The 19,100-nt window shown below is 72.3% G+C and carries 21 protein-coding genes; 8 read left to right on the forward strand and 13 right to left on the reverse strand.

Going from position 1 to position 19,100, the window contains the following annotated elements; genetic code table 11:
* Nucleotides 1–24 precede the first annotated feature (24 nt).
* From QQG74_RS01070 to QQG74_RS01100, 7 genes are all read right to left on the reverse strand, one after another.
* Nucleotides 25–885 carry a type II secretion system F family protein gene (locus tag QQG74_RS01070; protein WP_341718429.1) on the reverse strand — a complete coding sequence of 287 codons (861 nt, stop codon included), beginning with the start codon at nucleotides 883–885 and terminating at the stop codon, nucleotides 25–27.
* Nucleotides 882–1,757, reverse strand: a complete 876-nt coding sequence (locus tag QQG74_RS01075) for a type II secretion system F family protein (RefSeq protein WP_341721094.1) — start codon at nucleotides 1,755–1,757, stop codon at nucleotides 882–884. The genes QQG74_RS01070 and QQG74_RS01075 overlap by 4 nt, the downstream gene beginning before the upstream one ends.
* Nucleotides 1,758–1,787: 30 nt before the next feature.
* Nucleotides 1,788–3,317: an ATPase, T2SS/T4P/T4SS family gene (locus QQG74_RS01080; protein WP_341718430.1), complete on the reverse strand. Its 1,530-nt coding sequence runs from the start codon at nucleotides 3,315–3,317 to the stop codon at nucleotides 1,788–1,790.
* Nucleotides 3,307–4,107 (reverse strand): ParA family protein, encoded by an 801-nt coding sequence (locus QQG74_RS01085; protein WP_341718431.1) that lies wholly within the window; start codon nucleotides 4,105–4,107, stop codon nucleotides 3,307–3,309. Before QQG74_RS01085 ends, QQG74_RS01080 begins: the two co-directional genes overlap by 11 nt.
* A gap of 2 nt (nucleotides 4,108–4,109) precedes the next feature.
* Nucleotides 4,110–4,775, reverse strand: coding sequence for an SAF domain-containing protein (locus QQG74_RS01090; protein ID WP_341718432.1), 666 nt, complete (start codon nucleotides 4,773–4,775; stop codon nucleotides 4,110–4,112).
* Complete coding sequence (locus tag QQG74_RS01095) at nucleotides 4,772–5,644, reverse strand: hypothetical protein (protein WP_341721095.1); 873 nt, start codon at nucleotides 5,642–5,644, stop codon at nucleotides 4,772–4,774. The genes QQG74_RS01090 and QQG74_RS01095 overlap by 4 nt, the downstream gene beginning before the upstream one ends.
* Nucleotides 5,645–5,754: 110 nt before the next feature.
* Nucleotides 5,755–6,321: a hypothetical protein gene (locus QQG74_RS01100; protein ID WP_341718433.1), complete on the reverse strand. Its 567-nt coding sequence runs from the start codon at nucleotides 6,319–6,321 to the stop codon at nucleotides 5,755–5,757.
* A gap of 690 nt (nucleotides 6,322–7,011) precedes the next feature.
* Here QQG74_RS01100 and QQG74_RS01105 point away from each other — a divergent pair.
* From QQG74_RS01105 to QQG74_RS01115, 3 genes are all read left to right on the forward strand, one after another.
* On the forward strand, nucleotides 7,012–7,710 hold the full coding sequence (locus tag QQG74_RS01105; protein WP_341721096.1) for a prepilin peptidase: 699 nt from the start codon (nucleotides 7,012–7,014) through the stop codon (nucleotides 7,708–7,710).
* A 102-nt stretch (nucleotides 7,711–7,812) separates the two neighbouring features.
* A complete protein-coding gene (locus tag QQG74_RS01110) occupies nucleotides 7,813–10,158 on the forward strand; it encodes a glycosyl hydrolase family 65 protein (protein WP_341718434.1) in 2,346 nt (781 codons plus the stop codon).
* Between the two features lie 107 nt (nucleotides 10,159–10,265).
* Nucleotides 10,266–10,757: a GNAT family N-acetyltransferase gene (locus tag QQG74_RS01115; RefSeq protein WP_341718435.1), complete on the forward strand. Its 492-nt coding sequence runs from the start codon at nucleotides 10,266–10,268 to the stop codon at nucleotides 10,755–10,757.
* Between the two features lie 10 nt (nucleotides 10,758–10,767).
* On the opposite strand, the gene QQG74_RS01120 is transcribed toward QQG74_RS01115, so the two are convergent.
* On the reverse strand, nucleotides 10,768–11,472 hold the full coding sequence (locus QQG74_RS01120) for a DUF4386 domain-containing protein (RefSeq protein WP_341718436.1): 705 nt from the start codon (nucleotides 11,470–11,472) through the stop codon (nucleotides 10,768–10,770).
* A gap of 110 nt (nucleotides 11,473–11,582) precedes the next feature.
* Here QQG74_RS01120 and QQG74_RS01125 point away from each other — a divergent pair, with 110 nt between their 5' ends.
* Both QQG74_RS01125 and QQG74_RS01130 read left to right on the forward strand, forming a co-directional pair.
* Nucleotides 11,583–12,272, forward strand: a complete 690-nt coding sequence (locus tag QQG74_RS01125) for a TetR/AcrR family transcriptional regulator C-terminal domain-containing protein (protein ID WP_341718437.1) — start codon at nucleotides 11,583–11,585, stop codon at nucleotides 12,270–12,272.
* Nucleotides 12,273–12,383: 111 nt separating this feature from the next.
* Complete coding sequence (locus tag QQG74_RS01130) at nucleotides 12,384–12,950, forward strand: histidine phosphatase family protein (protein WP_341718438.1); 567 nt, start codon at nucleotides 12,384–12,386, stop codon at nucleotides 12,948–12,950.
* Here QQG74_RS01130 and QQG74_RS01135 read toward each other — a convergent pair.
* Complete coding sequence (locus QQG74_RS01135) at nucleotides 12,913–13,800, reverse strand: LysR family transcriptional regulator (RefSeq protein WP_341718439.1); 888 nt, start codon at nucleotides 13,798–13,800, stop codon at nucleotides 12,913–12,915. The two genes, QQG74_RS01130 and QQG74_RS01135, sit on opposite strands and share 38 nt — an antisense overlap.
* A gap of 70 nt (nucleotides 13,801–13,870) precedes the next feature.
* On the opposite strand from QQG74_RS01135, the gene QQG74_RS01140 reads away from it, so the two are divergent.
* The gene (locus QQG74_RS01140; protein WP_341718440.1) at nucleotides 13,871–14,758 is read left to right on the forward strand and encodes a dihydrodipicolinate synthase family protein; all 888 of its coding nucleotides are present in this window, start codon (nucleotides 13,871–13,873) and stop codon (nucleotides 14,756–14,758) included.
* Nucleotides 14,759–14,791: 33 nt separating this feature from the next.
* Nucleotides 14,792–14,920 carry a hypothetical protein gene (locus QQG74_RS01145; protein ID WP_341718441.1) on the forward strand — a complete coding sequence of 43 codons (129 nt, stop codon included), beginning with the start codon at nucleotides 14,792–14,794 and terminating at the stop codon, nucleotides 14,918–14,920.
* Between the two features lie 48 nt (nucleotides 14,921–14,968).
* On the opposite strand, the gene QQG74_RS01150 is transcribed toward QQG74_RS01145, so the two are convergent.
* The 4 genes from QQG74_RS01150 to QQG74_RS01165 all read right to left on the reverse strand — a co-directional run bounded on the left by QQG74_RS01150 (nucleotide 14,969) and on the right by QQG74_RS01165 (nucleotide 18,513).
* Nucleotides 14,969–16,738, reverse strand: a complete 1,770-nt coding sequence (locus tag QQG74_RS01150; RefSeq protein ID WP_341718442.1) for a carboxypeptidase regulatory-like domain-containing protein — start codon at nucleotides 16,736–16,738, stop codon at nucleotides 14,969–14,971.
* A 122-nt stretch (nucleotides 16,739–16,860) separates the two neighbouring features.
* A complete protein-coding gene (locus QQG74_RS01155) occupies nucleotides 16,861–17,040 on the reverse strand; it encodes a hypothetical protein (protein WP_341718443.1) in 180 nt (59 codons plus the stop codon).
* Nucleotides 16,967–18,214, reverse strand: coding sequence for a helix-turn-helix domain-containing protein (locus QQG74_RS01160; protein ID WP_341718444.1), 1,248 nt, complete (start codon nucleotides 18,212–18,214; stop codon nucleotides 16,967–16,969). Before QQG74_RS01160 ends, QQG74_RS01155 begins: the two co-directional genes overlap by 74 nt.
* A 56-nt stretch (nucleotides 18,215–18,270) precedes the next feature.
* On the reverse strand, nucleotides 18,271–18,513 hold the full coding sequence (locus QQG74_RS01165) for a hypothetical protein (RefSeq protein WP_341718445.1): 243 nt from the start codon (nucleotides 18,511–18,513) through the stop codon (nucleotides 18,271–18,273).
* 197 nt (nucleotides 18,514–18,710) lie between these two features.
* Here QQG74_RS01165 and QQG74_RS01170 point away from each other — a divergent pair, with 197 nt between their 5' ends.
* Nucleotides 18,711–19,085 (forward strand): winged helix-turn-helix domain-containing protein, encoded by a 375-nt coding sequence (locus QQG74_RS01170; protein ID WP_341721097.1) that lies wholly within the window; start codon nucleotides 18,711–18,713, stop codon nucleotides 19,083–19,085.
* The last annotated feature ends 15 nt before the right edge of the window (nucleotides 19,086–19,100 follow it).

The following is a 19,100-nucleotide window of genomic DNA, read 5'->3' on the forward strand; positions in this document are numbered from 1 at the left end:
GCTCGGGAGGGGAGGAGAGGGAAGTCAGAGGCGGGCCAGGAACGGATAGATGGCGAAGCCGAGCAGGACGAAGACCAGCAGCGCGCCGGGAATGTCGAGGCGGCTGGTCACCCCCTCGGCCCGGGCCAGGTTGTCGGTGCGGATCTGGTCGCGCAGCGAGTCGGCCCGGCTGCGCAGGGTCTCGTGCACCTGCGCGCCCTCCCGGCCCGAGGAGCGCATGATCGCGCCGACGTCACCCAGCTCCGGGATGCCGATCCGGTCGGCGAGGTCACGCAGCTCGTCCCAGGGCGAGTGCATCTGCATCTGGGCGATGCGCAACGCCTCGGAGATCCGGTCGAAGACCCAGCCCTCGCAGATCGCCGCCGCCCGCTCCAGCGACTGCACCGGACCGTGCGCGGCGGAGAGTTGCAGCGCGACCAGATCCAGGTAGGTGCAGACCGCCTGCCGGAACTCGTCCCGGGCGACCTCGGCGCGGGTGATCACCGACCGGTGCGCGATCAGCGCGCAGAGCAGCGCCAGACCGATACTGCCCAGCACCGGCACGGCCAACGGCAGTGCGACGCCGACGACGAACAGCGTGCTGCTGACCAGGGCCGGTCCGGCCAGCCCGATCAGGGCGGAGAGCAGCAGGGACAGGGCGTACTGCTCGGGGGTGCGGCCGAGCAGGGCCAGTTGCCGGTGTGGCGGGCGCAGCCAGCGGGCCAGCCCGGTGAGCCACTCCAGCCGGCGGTCGGCGGGGTCGATTCGGGCCCCCGCCGGCTGGTGCAGCCGGCGCAACGCCGGACCGAGGGCGGGCGTCGCCGGCACCAGTTCGCGGACCACCAGGAAGATGCCCAGCCCGATCGCGGCACCGCCGGTGACGGCGACGGTCAGCACCCAGTTCACGCCACCACCTCCGCCGGATCGGGGGCCGGCAGGAAGCGGGCCGGCCGGGGCGGCTGGCTCATCGAGCGCACCCAGGCCAGCAGGCCCACGAAGGCGGCACCGAGCACCGCCATCACGATCTGACCGAACGGCGTGCCGTAGGGCTGGACGTACTCGGTGTTCAGCAGCCCGTACGCGATGGTGGCCAGGGTCATCCCGGTGAGGAAGCGGACCGCGAAGCGCGGTTGGGTGCGCTTGGCCTCGACCTCCCGCCGGGTGGCCACCTCGGCCGCCGCGGCCGCCGCGATCGAGCCGAGCACGTCACCGAGCCGCTCGCCCCGGTCGGTCAGGTGCAGGATGAGCGCCGCGACCACCTGGTCGCAGACCGGGTCGCCGATCTCGTCGGCGAAGGCCAGCAGCGCGGACCGGGCCAGCCAGCCGGCCTGGAGCCGGGCGGCGAGTAGCCGTACCTCCTCCTGGATCTCCTCCGGGGCGGTGGGCACCGTGCCGATGATCGCCTGCTGGAGGCCCTGGCCGGTGGCGGAGACGTCCTTGAGCCGGCGGGTCCACTCGCCGACCGCCTCGATCCGGGCGATGGCCCGCTGCTCGGCCCGGCCCACGGAGAAGAGCCACGGCGTGCCGGGCACCGCCACCGCGACCAGCAGGCCGACCACCGGCAGGCCGGTCAGCAGGAAGGCCAACGCCCCGGCGATCAACGCACCGACCAGCAGGCTCTGGTGTGCCCGCTGCTCGCGCAGCGTGGTGCCGGAGCCCCGCCAGAGCCGCTCGATCCCCGGCCCCGCGCCGGGTGCCCGGCCGGGCGGGCGGCTGGTGCCGACGAGCGCGACGACCACCAGCACCAGCCCGGTCACGCAGGCCGCCCCGGAGACCATCGCGATCAGTTCAATGTCGTTGCGCACGGCTCACCGCCGACCGAGTCGGGTCTGCTTGGGCCGGCGCCAGGCCCCCTGGCCGGCCTCGATCCAGCGGCTCAGCAACCGCGCGTCGTAGCCCACCCGCAGCAGTTGGTCCCGGATCCGCTCAGGCAGGTGTCGCGGCACCGCCCGGCCGTCCGGCCCCGGCCCGAACACCTGCGTGGTGGTGATCCGGCTGCCCTCGCTGACGCCGAGTACCTCCTCGACGTGCGAGACGTACCGGTGCTTACGGCCGCCGATCCCGGTCTCGTCCTCGACCGTGACGTAGACGATGAGGTCGAGCGCGTTACCCGCCATCCGGCGGGCCTGGTCGACCGTCATCTCCCGGCCGTGCGCCAACGCCAGCTCGATGATCCGTTCGCTCACCCCACCGGGGGTACGCGCGTGGATCGTGCACATCGAGCCCCGGCTGGTGGTCATCGCCTGGAGCATCGGCACGATCTCCCGGGACCGCACCTCGCCGACGATGATCCGCAGTACGCCCATCCGCAGCGAGACCGGGATCAGGTCGGCGATGCTCACCTCGCCGGCCGGTCGACCGTCCGGCCCGCGTTCGCCGTGCCCCTCCCGGGCCTCGAAGCTCATCACCGCGCGGTGCCGATCGGTGCGTCGGGCCGGCAGCAGCTCGCGACTCTCCTCCAGCAGCACGTACGGCTCGTCCGGCGGGATCTCGCTCATCAAGGCCCGGATCACCGTGGTCTTACCGGCCCCGGCCAGCCCGGCGACCATGATGTTCAGCCCGGCCCGCAGCGAGGCGCGGAGGAAGTCGCGCAGCAGCGGGTCGATCATCTCGTCCAGGTCGCCACGGGCGCCGGCCAGGTCATCCAGGGTCACGTCGAGGGTGTTGTGTTTCCGGATCACCGCGTACGGGCGGTGGCTGACCAGGAACACCGCCGCGAGCCGGCTGCCGTCCGGCAGTTGCAGGTCGAGCGTGGGCTTCGAGGTGGAGAGCGAGCGCTCGGTCGCACCGGAGCGGCGGGCCGCCGCCTGAAGGATCTCGACCAGTTCCTCGTCGCTGTCGCTGATCGGCTCGGCCCACTCCACGCCGCCGCCGTGCCGGGTGATGCGTACCTGGTCACAGCCGAGGATGTGCACCTCCTCGATGGTGTCGTCGACGAGCAGGGTCTGTAGCCGGCCGAGCCCGGCCAGCTCGGCGGTGACCTGGTCGAGCAGCAGTCGCTCCTCGCCGGCGGGCATCGGGGTGCCGGCGCGACGCACCGAGTTGGCGTACTCGGCGACCAGTTCCACCGCGAGCCGGGCCCGCTCGGTGTCCTCCTCGTCGATGCTGAACTCCCGGCCGCGCTGCCACCGGGTGAGCCGCTCGCTGAGTTCCCGCCGCAGTTCACGGACCACCTGGAAGTCGGCCCGGGGTCGGGGCGGCGCCTCGGGCGGTGCCGTCACCACGGGTACCGGGACCGGGTGCTGCGTCCGGCCGTTGGCCGGGGGCAGCGGTGGGGCGATGGAGGTGGCGCCCGGCGGCTGTCGCCGGGGATCCGAGGAGACCGGCTCAAACCGCATCCGGCACCCCCTGGGTGACCGGCCACGCCAACCGCGCCCGCCGCCGCTCCAGCAGGGCACCGACCGGCACCTCCAACCCCCGGGCCGCGCGCAGCAACGGCCGTCCGGACCGGACGGTGCCGCCGAGGCTCAACACCTCGGCGGTACGCGGGTCGTGCGGCAGCCGGGCGATCACCGGCACCCCGAGGGCCTTGCTGATCTCGCCCTTGCCGTGACCGCCGCCGACCAGCAGCAGCCGCAGCGTGCCCGGCTGCACCCGGTGCTCGGCGAAGTCCCGCACGATGGTGCGGATCGTGGCGCGGGCGGCGGACAGGTCGGGCAACTGGGCCCGGGCCACCAGCAGCACCACCGACGCGGCGCGCAGCAGCGGCCACGGCGGACCGACCACCGGCAACCGGCCACAGTCGACAAGCACGTCGTACGGCGGGTCGCCCTCCTCCAGCCCGACGAAGAAGTCGGCGAAGCGCTGCCAGAGCGGGACGACGCTGCCGGCCTGCGCCGGATCGACGACCCCGGGCAGCAGCAGCCGGTCGCGGTGTGGCGCGTCCAGGTCGACCAGCTGCGACCAGAAGGTCGTCTCCAGGCTGCCGTCGCGCAGCTCGCCGACGGCCAGTTCGCCGATGCCGCGCGGGCCGTCCAGCGCACCACCGAGGTAGCCGGCGAGCACCGAGCCGCCGGACGGGTCGCACTCGGCGAGAACCAACCGCCGGTGCCAGCTCAACGTGCAGGCCAGCGCGGTGGTGGTGACCCCGGGCGAGCCCTTGGCCGAGACCAGCGCGACGATCGCCATGGTCAGGCTGCCTTGGTCAGCACGAGTGCGATCCGGTCCTGCGCGGCAAGCGCCACCACGGCCGGTACGTCCCGTACCGCCAGGGCCAGGTAGACCACCACCTCGTCGCGGCCGTCGGTGCTGACCGAGTCGATGACGGTCGCACTGAACCGGGTGGCGCCGGCGGACGAGCCGCTGCCGCCGCGCTCCTCGCTCGGGGTGCTGACCAGCAGCACCTCGTCGCCGGGGCGCAGTCTTGGTGCGGGCACCTGGGCGGCCCGCAGGCCGAGCGCGAGTTGCTGCTGACCGGGGCCGAGCAGCGGTTCGTCGGTGAGCTGCGCCATGGTCAGCAACGTTCCCGGGGTGAGCGAGACGGCGGCGCGCAGGCCGACCACGTCGCCGAGTTGCCCGGCCGGCACCGGTGCGAGCCCCTGCCCGCCGGCCACCTGGACGGAGACCAGGTCGTCGGCGCTGAGTACGCCGCCGACCTCGACCGCCCGGGCCACCGCCAGGTAGCTGCCGGTGGCCTGGACGGAGGTGACCGCGAACGCCGAGCCGAGCCCGCCGAGGGCGATCAGCAGCACGGCCAGGCCGAGCAGCCCAGGCCGCACCCGACGCTGCCGGACCACCCGGGGTGGCGCGACCGGCGCGTCCACCGGAGGGGGGCCGTTACGGGTCGCCACGCTCATCGGGTCACCACCTGAAGCTCGTTGATCTGAATCTCGACCGGGCCGCTGGTGCGGGTGACGTCCGGAATCTGGCCCTGTACGCCGCTGCTGCTGCTCCACTCGACGGTCCAGTACGTGGTGGCCTGGACCCGGTACGTGCCGGCCTGCGGGTAGCCGTTGTCGTAGCCGCAGTCCGGGGAGGGGCGGCCGGCGTGCTGGCCGGTGGCGTCGTACGGGGTACCCGGGCCGTCGCAGCTGACCTCGTCGCCGTTGCCCATGTCCCAGATCACCTGTTCGACCTTGGCTTCGATGGTGACGGTCAGGCCCCGGTCCGAGGCGGAGGCGCTCAGTGGGCCGAACTGGCTGGCCCCTGGTTCGGCCCACATCCAGACCGGCAGGCCGACCAGACCGGGGCCGATCCGCTTGCGGGGTGCGACCGATGCCCGGGGCGCGAGCAGGGTGATCGAGGCGAACGCCCGCCGGGCCAACTCCTCCGGGTCCGGCGGAGCGCCGAAGCCGGGCGGCGGCTCCTCCAGCAACACGAGTTGCTCGTCGCCGATCCCGTTGCCGTAACAGGTCTTCGTGTAGTACTGCCAACCCTCGGGGGGCTCCTGCGGCGGCGAGTCGGCGATCTTGTAGTAGCAGCCGTCGTTGCTGTTGAACCAGCCCAGCAACTCGTCGTAGCAGGGGACGGTCTGGCCCTGCCGCTGACAACCGCCGCCGCCTCCGCCGCCGTTACCGCCACCACCGTTGTCACCGCCGCCGTTGTTGCCGCCGCCGGGCGTGCCCGGGTCGTCGTCCCAGACGTCGCAGTTTGGTTGCGCGGGCGCACAACCGCCGCCGGGGCCGGCTGCGGTCGCCGGCACCCCCGGCCCGACCGACAGCAGCAGCGCCAGAGCACCGCCGAGCAGGGCCGGCCGCCGCCAGCCACCCGCGCCACGACGGCGACCTGCGACGTCGCGGATGTCGGTGTGCCCGCCGGCCCGCGCCCTGGCCCGGGTCAGCACGGCTGGTCCTGGTGAGCCGCGCCGGCGCTGATCCGCCAGCGGCCGTCGGGGTGGCGGGTGGCGGTCGCGGTGGCCAGGTGCCGGGTGCCGCGGGTGCCGGGGACCGTCTTGCGATTCTGGACGTAGACCATCCGGTAGCCGGTCGCGTCCAGGCAGTCCTGGATCTCCACGGTAGGGGGCCGCGCGTCCAGGTCCACCGAGACCACCGTGGGATCGGAGCGCAGCGTGCCGGCGCTTACCGCGCCGTGCTCGCGGGCCTGACGCAGGCTGAACCGGACCCGGGTCAGCAGCGGGTCGGCGAGGAACTCGCCGAGTTCCGGGTGCATCGGATCGCTCTGCCGGCTCGCCGTGCGGGACGCCGCCAGGTATCCGGCGTAGGCCGTCAACGCCGCCTCTTCCGCCGCGCGCTCGTCGGCGGCCCGCTCGGTGCCGGCGGGCTTGTTTCGGTCGGCACCGGTGCCGGTGGTGACCTGCGGGGGGCCGCCGCAGGCGGTGGTGGTGCCGACCGCGGCCACCGCGACCAGGCCAGCCGTCCAGCGGCTCAGCTGCCGTGCTCGCACCGTCGTGCCTCCTCGGTGCCGGCCCGGCGACCGCCGTCGCCGGCGTCTGTGTGCATGCGGCAGCGTCGCAGGAAGGGCCGCTAGAGGTCCTGTCCAATGGGCAGCCGCATTTACCCTTGCGGATCTCCTAAAAAGTGCTTTGTCCTGGGTGGTCGTGGCCGATGGACGTGGGGTTGCATCACATCCAAGGGGCGAGCATAGGCTGATGCCGGCCGATGCAACAGAGGCAATTCATGTGAACACTGTGAGTTACGAACGGTGGTGGTTCGGGATGGTTACCCCCAGGTTGCCGGGACCGCTGTGCACCGGCCGGGCGTCGGGCCGGTGTGGCCGGCGGCCCGGATCGGCCGCCCGATGGACGGGTCGCCGACGGGTCGGTCGGGATGGGAGGGGAAATGGCATCTCGCCCGATCCGTCCCCCCGAATCGACTGGCTAATGTGGCGTCAATTTCCTTCGATGGGAATTGCATCTTGCCGTCCGACCCGTTTCGGCCCGACCCGGTCCGCTCCCGTCCGACCCGGGTCGGGACGTTCGGGGCGCCGCCCGAACCGAGCGGGCAAACTACGTTGCGTGGTCGCCGTCGTCGGGTCTGCGGCGTGAGCCGGCCGCCGGCCACCGCCGAGCCCGGCCACCAGAGCCCGCCCGCCGGCCCGCCACCGGAACGCACCCGACCTCGGCCGCTCGCCGTCCTGGCGTTCACCCCATTGCTGCGGTACGCCGTCGCCCGGCACGCCGTACCGCCGGGAACCGCGCGCCGGACCGGCTGTGCCGCCTGCGGCACCCCGATCAGCCTGAGCCGCCCGTGGCCGGCGCTCGGCCCCCGGGCGAGGTGCGGTGGGTGCGCTGCCCGAGTCGGTGCCCCGCCGGCCACCGTCGAGCTGGCCATCGCCGCTGCCGTCGTGGTGCTGCTGCTGGCCCGACCGCCCGCCGGGGAACTGGTCGCCGCAGCCTGGTGGCTGGCCTTCGCGGTGCCGCTGATCTTCGTGGACTTCGCGGTGCACCGGCTGCCCGACCGGCTCACCCTGCCGGCCGCCGCCGGCACCTGGCTGCTGCTCGGGCTGGCCGCGCTGGCCGGTGCCGGCGCGACACCGTGGCTGCGCGCCACCGCCGCCGCGCTCGGCCTGGCGCTCTTCTTCGCCACCACCACGCTGCTGCTCGGCGCGCGGGGCTTCGGCATCGGCGACGCAAAGCTCGCCCTCGGCGCGGGCGCGCTGCTCGGCTGGTACGGCTGGACCCTTCCGCTGCTCGGGCTGCTGCTCGCGCTGACGCTCTCCGGCCTGGTGGCCCTGGGGCTGCTGGTCACCCGCCGAGCCGCCTGGTCCAGCCACCTGCCGTTCGGGCCGTACCTGGTGCTCGGCACCCTCGGCGCACTCCTGCTGGTCTGGTGAGCTGCCGAGGTTGCCGGGGTGAGCCGTCACTGCGCCGGGTGTGCCGGGTCGGCCGGCGGGGAAATGAGTCTCCGGTGGGCTGGTGGAATCCCTGGAGGCGCTGTGCACGGTACCCCCGATCGACCGTTACCGGATGAGCGCTGGCGGATCCGGCGTACGGCCGACGACCTGGACCGGCTCGGTGAGACCGAGTCGATCTTCGCGTTGAGCAACGGCTGGCTGGGCTGGCGCGGCACCCTCGACGAGGGGCGGCCGTACGGCATGCCGGGCAGCTACCTCAACGGGTTCCACGAACGGCGGGAACTGAACCACCCCGAGGAGGGGTACGCCTTTCCGCAGTTCAGCGACACCGTGATCAGTCCGCCGAACGCCACGCTCATCCGAGCGTGGATCGGCGACGAGCCGCTGGACCTGCGGACCGGGACGCTGCGCAGCCACGAGCAGGTGCTCGACCTGCGGGCCGGCGTGCTCGAACGGTGCACCGAATGGGTCTCGCCGGCCGGGCACGGGGTGCGGATACGCAGTACCCGCCTGGTGTCGCTGCCCCGTCGCCGGGTGGCCGCCGTCGACTGGACGGTGGAGCCCCTGGACGGGCCGGTCGAGCTGCGAATCTGCGCCGACCTGCTGGCCAACGAACGGATCCCGGAACGCGACGACCCCCGGGCCGCCTCGGTGATCAACGAACCGCTGGCCGCCGAGCGGCACCACGCCGACGGCCTCGACGGGGTGCTGGTGCACCGCACCGAACACAGCGCACAGCGGGTCGCCGTCGCGGTCGCCCACCGGCCCTCGGCCCCGGATCACTTCGCCACCACCGTCGACGCCACGCCGGACCGGATCCGGCTCACCCTCACCGGTGAGCTCGGGGCGGGCGAGCAGGCCCGGCTCACCAAGTTCGCCGCGTACGAGTGGACGCCTGTCGACGCGGTCTGCCCGGCCGACCTGGCCGACGAGGTCCTGGCCGAGGCCCAGGCTGCCCGATCGGACGGCTTCACCGCTCTGCTCGCCGCGCAGCGCGCCGCCCTGGACGTCGCCTGGCACACCGCCGACGTGCTGCTCGACGGCGACGAGGAGTTGCAGCGCGCCACCCGGTTCGCGCTGTTCCACCTGATCCAGGCGGGCCGGTCGGACGGTGACCGGACCATCCCCGCCAAGGGGCTGACCGGCAACGGCTACGACGGGCACGTGCTCTGGGACACCGAGGGGTACGTGTTGCCGGTGCTGACGTACCTCGCTCCCGACGTGGCCCGGTCGGCGTTGGCCTGGCGGCACGCCCACCTGGCACAGGCGATCGAACGGGCGGCGGAGCTGCGGCTGGCCGGGGCGACCTTCCCGTGGCGGACCATCGGTGGCGAGGAGTGCTCCGGCTACTGGCCGGCGAGCACCGCCGGCCTGCACGTCAACGCCGACATCGCCGACGCGGTGCTGCGCTACGTCACGGCCACCGGCGACGACGACTTCCTCGCCGGACCCGGACTCGACCTGCTGGTGCAGACCGCCCGACTGTGGCACCGCTTCGGGCACTTCACCGACGACGGCACCTTCCACATCTTCGGCGTCACCGGCCCCGACGAGTACGCGGCACTTGTCGACGACAACCTCTTCACCAACCTGATGGCCCGGCGGAACCTCTACGGCGCGGCCGACGCCGTGCAGCGGTACCCGGAAGCGGCGGCTCGGCTGGATGTCGACCCCGCCGAGGTGGCGGGCTGGCGGGCCGCGGCGGACGCGATGGCCAAGCCGTACGACCCGAAGCGCGAGGTGCACCAGCAGGCCGCCGGCTTCACCGACCAGCCGGAGTGGGACTTTGCGAACACCGGCGAAGACGAGTACCCGCTGCTGCTGCACTTCCCCTATCTGGAGCTGTACCGCCACCAGGTGGTCAAGCAGGCGGACCTGGTGTTGGCCATGCTGCGCTGCCCGAACGAGTTCACCGAGGCGGAGAAGGCGGCCAACTTCGCCTACTACGAGGCGCGTACCGTCCGGGACTCCTCGCTGTCGGCCGGGCCGCAGGCGGTGCTCGCCGCCGAGCTGGGCCACCTCGACCTGGCGTACGACCTGTTCGTCGAGACGGTGATGCAGGATCTGGCGGATCTCGGCGACAAGACCGGCGACGGGCTGCACCTGGCCGCGCTGGCCGGGGCGTGGCTGGCGCTGGTGCAGGGCTTCGGCGGACTGCGGGACGACCGGGAGCTGCTGTCGTTCGACCCCCGGCTGCCCGACCGGATCGACCGGCTGGCGTTCAGCCTCTGCTGGCACGGCCAGCGCCTACTTGTCACCCTGACCGCCGACGAGGCCCGCTACGAGCTGCCCGACGCCGATCCCGGCACCGCCATCGACCTGTGGCACCACGGTGAGCGGGTGCGGGTGGCGGGCGGGGCACCGGTATCTCGGCCGATGCCTCCGGTGCCCGACTGGGGCCCTGCCCCCTGCGCGCCGAGGACTTAAGGAAGGGCCCCTTGTTAACGCCTGCGGTAGAGGAAGGGCCCCCTATTAACAGTTCGGCTCCGGTCGACAGTGCGGCTCCCGGCGACGGTCCCGGCTAGGGTGCCCGGGTGCCTGCCGAACTGGAACGGCTCGCCGCCGAGCATGCCGACGCCTTGCTCGCGTTCGAGCTGGAGAACCGCGAGTGGTTCGCGCGTGCGGTGCCGGACCGGGGCGACGACTACTTCGCCCGGTTCGCCGACCGGCACGGTGCGCTCCTCGCCGAGCAGGCCACCGGCCGCTGTCACTTCCACCTCCTGGTCGAGGGCGCGGTGGTGCTGGGGCGGTTCAACCTGGTCGACGTCGCCGACGGCGAGGCCGAGTTGGGCTACCGGGTGGCGCGGCGGGTCGCCGGGCGTGGGGTGGCCACCGACGGCGTACGCCGCGTCGCCGCGCTCGCCCGGCAGGAGTACGGGCTGCGCCGACTGACCGCCCGCACCACGCTTGACAATCCAGCCTCGCTTGCGGTGCTCCGGCGTACCGGATTCGTCCCGGTCGGCGCGGCCACGGTCGACGGGCGTCCCGGGCTGCGGCACGTGCTCGCGCTGGTCGCCGAGGATTGACGCACCGCAGTCACGCGGTGGTGGCCGGGTGGACCGGGGGAACGGCCACCGGCGGCAGCGCCTGCTGCCGTACGCCCCGGATGATCAGGTAACCGAGGATCCAGAACTCGCCAACGGTGGCGGGGACCACGAGGAGATCCGCGACGGCTTCCGCGCCGGGGGCGAGGTACGCGACGAAGGTGTGGAGCAGGTAGCCGGTGCCACCGACCACGAGGATCCAGCCGAGGATTCGGGGCAGCCATCCCGACCGGAGTACGCACCAGCCCATCGGCACGAGCCAGAGCCCGAAGAAGAGTCCACCGACGGTCCAGAGATTGCCGCTGACCAGGTACAGCAGCTGGACGGTGTCGGCGGCGTCACCGACCGGCGTGCTCGCCACCTCGGTCGCGGTGGCGAGCAGTGCGGCGCTGCCCAGGATCGCGATGGCGTTGACCATGCCGAAGGCCGCGATGCTGCCGGCGGCGGTGCCGTCGACGGTACGGAACAGCCGGTAGAACCCGACGGCGGTGCCCGCCTGCGTCAGTACGACGAGCAGTTCGAGGGCGATCGCGATGCGGGCCAGGGACTCGTGTTCGACGAGGTTGGCGAGGGTCGCTTCGGCGTTGCCGGCGACGAAGAGCTGTGGCCGGGTGATCAGGAAGCCGAGCGCGCCGCTGATGGCGAGGCTGAGGTAGCACAACCCGGTCACCCGGGCGGTACGGGTCAGGGGGTGCATGGTGGGCTCCTCGGGTTGCGGGTCGGCGCCGGCCGGCTCCGCCGCGACGACGGAGCCTTACGTTGTAAGGCAACCATACGACGTAAGGTAAAGGGAAGAGGGGGAGGTCGATGGGGGCGAGAAAACCTCGGGAGCCGCTGAGTCGCGAGCGCGCCCTGGCGGCGGCGATCGCGCTTGTGGACGCGGAGGGGTTGCCGGCGCTGACGATGCGCCGGCTCGCCGCCGGACTCGGCGTCGAGGCGATGTCGCTCTACTACCACCTGCCTGGCAAGGAGGGCCTGCTCGACGGCCTGATCGAGGCCGTCATCAGCGAGATCGAGGTGGCCGCCGCCCAGGCCGACGCGACGGCGGCCGGCAGCGACTGGCGTACCCGATTGCGGGGCCGCTTCCTCGCCGCACGAGCGGTGATGCTGCGGCATCCGTGGGCGCCTGCCCTGCTCAGTGCCCGTCCGAACATCCCCGCCGGGGTCTACACCTACTACGACCGGATCATCGCCACGCTGCTCGACGGCGGGTTCTCCTACCGCATCGCCCACCGGGCGGTGCACGCCTTCGGCAGCCTCGCGCTCGGCTTCGCCCAGGAGGTCTTCCGCCCGGCGGCGGCGGGTGGCGCGACCGACGTGGCGGTCGCCGAGGCGGAGTTGGCCGCGATGGCCGAGGCGCTGCCGCACCTGACCGCCATGGTCGCCGCCGAAGCCCACGACGCGGCGGACCCCACGCTCGGCTGGTGCGACAGTCAGGTCGAGTTCGAGTTCACTCTCGACCTGCTCTTCGACGGCCTGGAACGGGCTCGTGATTGACGCCGCCGAATTAACTTCGCCGGCCTGTCAAGGGCATCGTCTTGAGATTGGCGAAAACCCGGGACGCGGGCGAGGGGTCCGGCGGCATTGGCATTCGGCTAACCTGTTCCGGTGTCGACCGCGATCGTTTTCGAGACCCATTCCTGGAGCGAGGACAATGAGCGCGGCGTCGCGACCGGCTGGTCGCCCGGCCGATTGGCGGAGCGGGGAAGGGAGTTGGCGGCGCAGCTCGGCGAGCGTCGTCGTGGCGACGGCATCGCTGCCGTCTTCACCTCCGACCTGCGCCGCTCGGTGGAGACGGCGGAACTCGCCTTCGCCGGCACCGGGATTCCCATCTTGCACGATTGGCGGCTGCGGGAGTGCGACTACGGTGCCCTGACCGGTATCCCCGCCATCGAGTTGCACCGGGGTCGGAAAGGCTATCTCGACAAGCCTTATCCCGGTGGCGAGAGCTGGCGGCAGGCCGTACACCGGGCCGCCCGTTTCCTCGCCGACCTGCCGACCCGATGGGACGGTTGCCGGGTCCTGGTCATCGGTCATGTGGCCACCCGCTGGGCGATGGACCATTTCCTCGACGGCGTACCGATCGAGGAACTCATGGCCGCTGACTTCGGTTGGCGCGAGGGGTGGGAATACCACCTCACGGCACTGCCGGAAGCGCGGACCGCAGCGCCATGACGCAGGCGTTCACCGCGGGATGGTCGCCCGCGCCGCGCCGATAGGCGATCCGGGTACGGCGGCGAATGCCCAGCGGTGCGAGGCGGACCCCGACGGGCGGCTGCTCGACGGCGAGCCGGGGCACCAACCCGACGCCCTGACCGGCGGCGACCAGGGCGAGCATCGCGGTGAAGTCGTCCGCGTGGTGGCGCACGGTCGGGCGGAATCCGGCCAGTTCACAGGCGTGCAGGGCGAGCGAGTGGCAGAGCGTGCCCTGACTGCCCACGATCCAGTCCGCGTCGCGTACCGACCGCAGCGGGTCGCCCTGCGGTTCGTCCGTGGCGGGCAGCGCGAGGAAGACCGTCTCGTCCAGCAGCGGCGTCGAGTCCAGCGCCGGGTCCGGCTCCACCGGCACGATGTCGTAATCGTGCACCAGAGCCACATCGAGGCGGCGTTCGCGCAGCGCCGCCGGCACGTGGACCGGGTCCAACTCGGTGACCATCAGGTCCAGCGCGGGGTGGTCACGGGCCAGCGTGACCAGGGCGGGCAGCAGCACGGTACGCACGGCACTTGGGTACGCGCCGATGCGTACCGTGCCGGAGAGCCCGCCCCGCGCGGCGGCCAGCGTGGCGTCGGCCGCTTCCAGGGCGGCGAGCACCACCTCGGTGTGCCGGACCAGCGCCTCCCCGGTGGGGGTGAGGGTGAGCCGCCGTCCGGCGCGTTCCAACAGCGCGACGCCCGCCTCCCGTTGCAGCGCGGCGAGCTGCTGGGACACGGCGGACGGCGTGTAGGTGTGCGCGTCGGCGACGGCGGCGATGGTGCCGAGGCGGGCCAGATCCCGCAGCAACCGCAGGCGGCGGACGTCAAGCATCAGCTCAGCTTACGTATTCGTTGAGCAACCTGAACTGGTTCTTCACGGCCGGTCGCCGCAGGCTGAGGGCATGACACCGACCGGCCTGTACGTGCCCCTGATCACGCCCTTCGACGAGCGCGGTGCCCTCGCCCTCGACGCGCTGACCGGGTTGGCCCACGAACTCCTCGCCGCCGGGGCCGCCGGACTGGTTGCCCTGGGCACCACCGGCGAACCGCACGCGCTCACCGACGCCGAACGGCGCGGTGTGGTCGACGTGGCCGCCGCAGCGTGCCGCGAGCACCAGGCGGGCCTGCTGGTCGGCGCGCACACCGAGGAGGAACTGCGTGCCCTCGCCGGATGGCCCGAGGTCACCGCGGCACTCTGCCTGGTGCCGCCGTTCCTGCGGCCCGGCGCGGAGGCGGTGCTGGCACACTACGCCCGGCTGACCGAGGCGTCCCCGGTGCCGCTGGTCGCCTACCACGTGCCGTACCGCACCGGGCAGCAGCTTCCCGCCGAGATGCTGCGCCGGCTGGCCGGGCTGCCCGGCCTGGTCGGGATCAAGCACGCGGTCGGTGGCATCGACGCGGACACCGTCGCGCTCCTCGCCGACGTACCGCCCGGCTTCGCGGTGCTCGGCGGCGAGGACGCGTACGTCTCGGCGCTGCTGGCGCTCGGCGCGACCGGCGGCATCCTCGCCTCCGCGCACGTCGCCACGGCCGACTACGCCGCGCTGGTGGCGGCCTGGCGGGTCGGGGACGTGGCCCGCGCCCGGCCGCTCGGCCATCGGCTCGCCACCCTGTCCGCCGCGCTCTTCGCCGAGCCCAACCCGGCCATCATCAAGGCGGTGCTGCACGCCCAGGGACGCATCCCGACGCCGTACGTCCGCCCACCGCTGCTGCCCGCCACGCCGGCCGGTACGGCACGGGCCCTGGCCTGCCTGGACGAGCTGGCCACGGCACGGTTGACGACGGCCTGACCGTCGTGCCAGCCGGCCCCACCGGCGCAAGGGGTGGCCCTGGCCGCGAAGCTCAGCCACAACATGCTGCTGCTCGCCGCGGTGCTCGGCCTGACCTGGCTCGTCGCGCGCCCCGCAGCCACGCCGCAGCCGACGGCGTCGCAGCGCCGGCAGGTGGACTGAGGGCCCGCCCTCCCCGGTGCGGAGGGCGGGCCCGTGGCTCCGTCGCGGTCAGGCTGCCGGAACGGTGATGGCGACGCCGGTCACGGCCTCGCCGGCCCGGGTACGCAGCTGGGTCGGGTACGCCACGAGGTCGTCCCCGACGCTGTAGTAGAGCTGGACGTCCTGCGAGTTGAGACCGGTGATGGTGAAGGTCCCGTCGGCCCGCACCCGTGGGGAAACCCCCGCGTAGTCGCCGGTCGCGGCGTCCATCGCCTGGATGGTCACGCAGGTGAGGCAGACACCGGCGGGCACGGTGACCGTGCCGCTGATGGTGCCGGTGGCGGGCAGCGCGACGTCGAGGGTGGTCGTCTGCCCGGCCACGACCTGGACCGGTGTGGCGGCGGCCCGGTTGGCGGCGTCACCCGACCAGGCCCAGGCGTGCTGGCCGTCGTACGCCGGGAAGGCCAGCTTCCACTCGTACGGGCCCAGCATGTTGATGTGGTACCCGCCGTCGTCGCCATAGGTGCAGTACGAGTTCACACCCGTGCTGTACGAGGACGATGGACCGGTCGCCGTCGGGCAGACGTTCCGCAGGCCGGCGCCGGTCGTGGCGTCCTTGACCACACCGGTGACCGTGCCCCCGGCGTCCAGCCGGACGGTCACCTGGACGTGCTCGCCGGCTGCCGGCCGGAACACCCGGGCCGCAGCCGGGTCACCGGTCCCGGCACCGGTCGTGGACACCCACTGCGCCCCGTGCACGCCGTCGTACGGTGCGACGAAGAGCCGGAACTCCTCCTCGGCGAAGAGGTTGTCGTACTCGACGTACGAACCGCACTGGCCGTTCTGGCCGACGTCGGTGCGGACCGGGTGGGCCAGCGTGACACAGGCACCCTCGACCGGGTCGCCGGTCACCGCGTCCACGAAATCGACCCGCAGGTGCACCGACTTGACCAGCAGGACGGTGGTGGTCACCGTCTTGTCCTCGACCACCTCGGTCGGGCCGAACAACCCGTTCGAGTAGACCTCCTTCTGGTCGAAGCCACCACCGGAGTAGGTGCCGACCGGCAGGTCCCGCAACCGGGCCCGTCCGGTGTGGTCGGTGCAGGTGGTGTGGAATCTGAGCGGACCGTCCTGCGGGTACCAGCAGTAGTCGGCGACCGGTCGGCGGGTGACCGAATCGAGCGCCCGGACCGTCAGATTGCCGACCGGCGGTCGGGTGAGGTTCGCCTGCGTCGTCGCGTCGGCGGCCACGGTCAGCGGGGTGACGTCGTACTCCGACTCGACCCCGCCGTGGTAGAGAACCTGGCCGCTGGGGAAGGTGAACTGCACCGTGTAGGTGGTGCCGGTCTCCACCCGGTCGAAGCGGTAGCGTCCCTTGCTGTCCGTGCCGGTGTCGGCCACCCAGTTGCCGGCGCGTCGCAACTGGACGTTGACGCCGGAGATCCCGGCGCCCTTGCTGGTGACGACCCGCCCCGCGACATCGCCGTACTGGATGGGCATGAGCGGGATCTGCAAGGTGGCCGGGACCGTGATGAGGTCCGCCTCCCACCGGTTTTCGTGGCCGTTGAGCCACTGCTCGACGTACCCGTTGGCCATGACCTGCACGAGGTACTGGCCGGCGTCCGCATCCGGGAAGGCGAACCGCCCCTCCGCATCGCTGTTTGTGAAGTTCCAGCCGGAGCCGTCCTCCTGCTGGATGACGATTCCGGCACCCGCGACCGGCGCGCCGGTCAGCTTGTCGACCACCGTGCCGTCCAGGCCGGCGGAGCCAGCCGCCTGGCTGGGCCCGGTCAGACCCGTGATTGCCAGCAACGTGGCAACCGCTGCTGCGCTCAGCATGCGCAGCGCCCTACGTGTCATGTTTTCCCCGTTTCTCGATACGGCCGTCCGAACCCGGACAGCCGCCAGCAGATCCAAAATGGAAACTAAGCTGAAGGTATCAACGACAGTCGACGGATGATCTAGCGCATCCGTTCGATGGCGTCGAGGACGTTGCGGGCGGCAGCGGTCACCGCGCATTCCGCCACTCGGCAGATCGAGCAGGTGCCGTCGGGGCCGGGTTCGTGGTCACGCAGGGTCCGGCGGGCGGTCAGCGCGAGCCGGTTGAGGATCTGGGCCAGGGACAGCCGCGGCGCGGTCATGCTCCCGATACCCCGCAGGCAGCGGCGAGTTGGGTGATCGTGGCCGGGGCGTCCGGACTGCGTGTGACCTGGGCGAGCAGGTCGTGGGCGGCCGCCGGTGCCGTACCTCACCAGGCGCGATACGTTCGGCTCCCAGCAACCTTCGGGCAGCGTTGACGGGGTCGTCGGCCTGAAGGTGAGCGCGGGCGGTGTCGATCAGATGTGCGGCGCGATGCTCGGCGGGCAACCACCCCCAGCCGGGCTCGCCAATGGTCCGTTGATGCCAGGCCAGCGCCACTGCCGCGTCGCCCACCTCCACCGCCGCCAGCGTGCGCGCGTCCGCCACGGCGGCAGGCCCGAACCCGGTCCGGTAGTGGTCGTGCCCGTCGCCCACCCGGCTCGCCAACTCGCCGGCCTCGTTCAGCAGATCGGCGGCGGTGCGCGCATCACCGTGGCTGGCCGCCGCGAGCGCGGCCTGCACCAGCAACGCCCCACACAGCGACTGACGCTCGGCCGGACCGCCGTCGAGGCCCAGACGGGCGATTCGGTACGCCGCAGCCCGCAGCATCGGCAGCGCGCAGCCGCTCCGGCCGGTGGCGCGAAGCACCTGACCCAACTGCACCGCCGCCGCAGCCACCAACACCGCATCACCGGTGGCCACGCTCATCGCCCGATCAGCGGCCAGCCACGCCAACTCACCCGCACCCAGTTTCACCAGCAGTGCCGCGCTCACCCGGTACGCCTCCACCAACGGCACCCGCCCCGCTCCCGACTCGCGGTCGAAACTGCGTTGCGCAGCGAGCACCATCTCCGGCAACCCACCGATCACCTGCGGATACCGCGCATGCTGAAAGGTGGTCCACGCATGCTGGACCACGCGGGCCACCTCAGCCACCAGAGGCACGTCCCGGCCCCGCCGCCCCACCGCGACGTCGTAGGTCGACAACGCCACCCGGATCCGCTCCACACCGGTGACCCGCGCGCACACCTCGACCGGCCGCACATCACGACCGAGTAGCACCGCCTGATCGATCCGCAACACCGCAGCGATGTCGGCAAGGGTGGACACCTTGTCCAACGCCCGGACACCCCGCTCGACCTTGTCGACCCAACTCTTCGACTTGCCCAACCGATCGGCGAACACCTGCTGCGACATCCGCCGCCGCACCCGCCAGTACGCCACCCGCCGGCCCACCGGCAACTCACCACTGGGACGCTGCCCAATCGACCGCCCGCTATTTGCCGGCCGGCTCACTGCAAGCTCCCCGTTTCGCCCGTGCCGCGCTGATCTCCCGTCGCCGTGACATCCCGGAGCGCCGCGCCAGCACGTGGCGACTCCGGCAACCGGACCGCATGATCAAGCAGCCGCTGCACCGCCGCCGCCTGCTCCACCTCCTGATACCGCTGCCCGATCCCCGGCGGCGGCACCGGCTCAGGCCACCGGAACAACCACCGCACCAGCGGAAACAGGCGTGTTCGGATGATCACCGTCAAGAACTCCTCGTGCCAGAGGCGATGCACGGCTCTCCCCGGTATGGGACTAGGTGACGGATATAGGCGCGTTGAGGTCGGTCCCGCCCGATGTCACAGCTGCCGTCACCATAACGACGTAGGACTGTAGATACAATAGGTCGTAGAACTGTAGGACACGTAGCGTCACGTTTGTGATCGACCCCAGTGCGGATCGCGCCGTGTTCCGGCAGCTCGCAGACCTGCTGCGAGACCGGATCGCGGCCGGTGATCTGGCACCCGGGGCGTCGTTGCCCAGCGAGTTGCGGTTGGCTCAGGAGTACGGGCTGAGTCGAACGAGTGTCCGACAGGCGATAGCGCTACTTCGGTCGGAAGGGCTCGTGATCGTGAAACCGCCGCGCGGCACGTTCGTCCGTGCCGTCGAGCCGACCGAAACGGTGCGCCTCCGCAAAGGCGACACCGCCACCGCTCGGATGCCCACCCCCGCTGAGCGGCGCGAGTTGGAGACGGGCGAGGGTATTCCGGTCATTGTGATCTTCCGTGCTGACGGCTCCCGCGAGGTGTACGCCGCTGACCGCATCCGCGTCGGTCCCTGACCACCCGGCCTGCCG

Origin of the sequence: Micromonospora sp. FIMYZ51 (genome assembly GCF_038246755.1) — a bacterium.
Lineage (GTDB): Bacteria > Actinomycetota > Actinomycetes > Mycobacteriales > Micromonosporaceae > Micromonospora.

Excerpts from the sequence above, each read along its gene's own strand:
- QQG74_RS01075 (WP_341721094.1), bottom strand. The coding sequence starts at position 1,757 with ATGGTCTCCGGGGCGGCCTGCGTGACCGGGCTGGTGCTGGTGGTCGTC.
- QQG74_RS01140 (WP_341718440.1), top strand. The coding sequence starts at position 13,871 with ATGACACCGACCGGCCTGTACGTGCCCCTGATCACGCCCTTCGACGAG.
- QQG74_RS01120 (WP_341718436.1), bottom strand. The coding sequence starts at position 11,472 with ATGCACCCCCTGACCCGTACCGCCCGGGTGACCGGGTTGTGCTACCTC.
- QQG74_RS01125 (WP_341718437.1), top strand. The coding sequence starts at position 11,583 with ATGGGGGCGAGAAAACCTCGGGAGCCGCTGAGTCGCGAGCGCGCCCTG.
- QQG74_RS01135 (WP_341718439.1), bottom strand. The coding sequence starts at position 13,800 with ATGCTTGACGTCCGCCGCCTGCGGTTGCTGCGGGATCTGGCCCGCCTC.
- QQG74_RS01085 (WP_341718431.1), bottom strand. The coding sequence starts at position 4,107 with ATGGCGATCGTCGCGCTGGTCTCGGCCAAGGGCTCGCCCGGGGTCACC.
- QQG74_RS01150 (WP_341718442.1), bottom strand. The coding sequence starts at position 16,738 with ATGCTGAGCGCAGCAGCGGTTGCCACGTTGCTGGCAATCACGGGTCTG.
- QQG74_RS01080 (WP_341718430.1), bottom strand. The coding sequence starts at position 3,317 with ATGCGGTTTGAGCCGGTCTCCTCGGATCCCCGGCGACAGCCGCCGGGC.
- QQG74_RS01090 (WP_341718432.1), bottom strand. The coding sequence starts at position 4,775 with ATGAGCGTGGCGACCCGTAACGGCCCCCCTCCGGTGGACGCGCCGGTC.
- QQG74_RS01155 (WP_341718443.1), bottom strand. The coding sequence starts at position 17,040 with ATGACCGCGCCGCGGCTGTCCCTGGCCCAGATCCTCAACCGGCTCGCG.